Genomic DNA, 959 nt, shown 5'->3' with positions numbered 1-959 from the left:
CTGCGGGCGAAGCGCTGCTCGCCGTTGGAGACCGGCGCGCCGGCGTCGACGACGGGCACCGAGCCGCGCGGGTTGGTGGTGCAGCCGGCGAGCAGGGCGAGAACCGCCAGTGCAGGGAAAACCTTGTTCAACTTCATAACCTCCTGGCTCATGGCAGCCAGCCCTTGACCCAGTCCATCACCGAGTCGACGGGCGCCTGAATGCCGCCACAGCCGGTGCCGGCGGGCGGCTCGCTGCCGCGAATATACGGCATCTGTACGGAATTCGGGCAGCTCTGGTCGGAGCCCTGCCCGGTGCTCGCATCGATCCAGGCCAGCACCACGTTGTCCGGCATCGGCATGTCCAGCGGCAGCGGATCGGACCTGCGCATGAAGTTCGTCCACACCTGCAGCGCGCCGGTGGCGCCGGTCAGCGGGGTCTGCCCGTTGTCGTCGCGGCCGAGCCAGACCACCGCCAGCAGGTCCTGGCTGAAACCGGCGAACCAGCTATCACGCGAATCGTTGGATGTGCCGGTCTTGCCGGCCAGGGTCAGCGACGCCGGCAGCTGGTTGTAGACCGAGCGCCCGGTGCCTTCGCGCATCACCCGCTGCATGGCGTTCTGTACCAGGTAGATGGCACCCGGATCGAAGCGTTGCTGGATCTGGAACGGATAGCGTTTGAGCGGCTCGCCGTCCGCCGCCAGCACGCTGCGGATACCGCGCAACGGCGTGTTGAAGCCGCCGTTGGCGAGCGTCTGGTACATGTTGCTGACTTCCATCGGGCTCAGCGAACCGGCGCCGAGAAGCATCGACGGGAACGCCGGCCACTGCCGCGAAATGCCCAGCCGCTCGAGGGTCTTCAGCACGTTCGGCACACCCAGTTCCAGACCGAGCTTGGCCGTCGACAGGTTGAGCGAGTTGGCCAGCCCCTGGTAGAGGAAGATCGAGCCGCGCGCCTTGTGATCGAAGTTCTGCGGACTC

Annotated in this window: 1 protein-coding gene; it reads right to left on the bottom strand. The window is 66.9% G+C overall.

Translation table 11 applies throughout. The features are described 5' to 3' along the window. Positions 1-148 precede the first annotated feature (148 nt). On the bottom strand, positions 149-959 hold an 811-nt coding region (locus B2X67_RS13830; RefSeq protein WP_286785851.1), incomplete at its 5' end, for a penicillin-binding transpeptidase domain-containing protein.

Origin of the sequence: Pseudomonas sp. UBA3153 (genome assembly GCF_002364635.1) — a bacterium.
GTDB lineage: Bacteria > Pseudomonadota > Gammaproteobacteria > Pseudomonadales > Pseudomonadaceae > Pseudomonas_O > Pseudomonas_O kuykendallii.
Note: the sequence above shows the minus strand (reverse complement) of the source record. Positions and strands in the feature narration are given on the sequence as shown.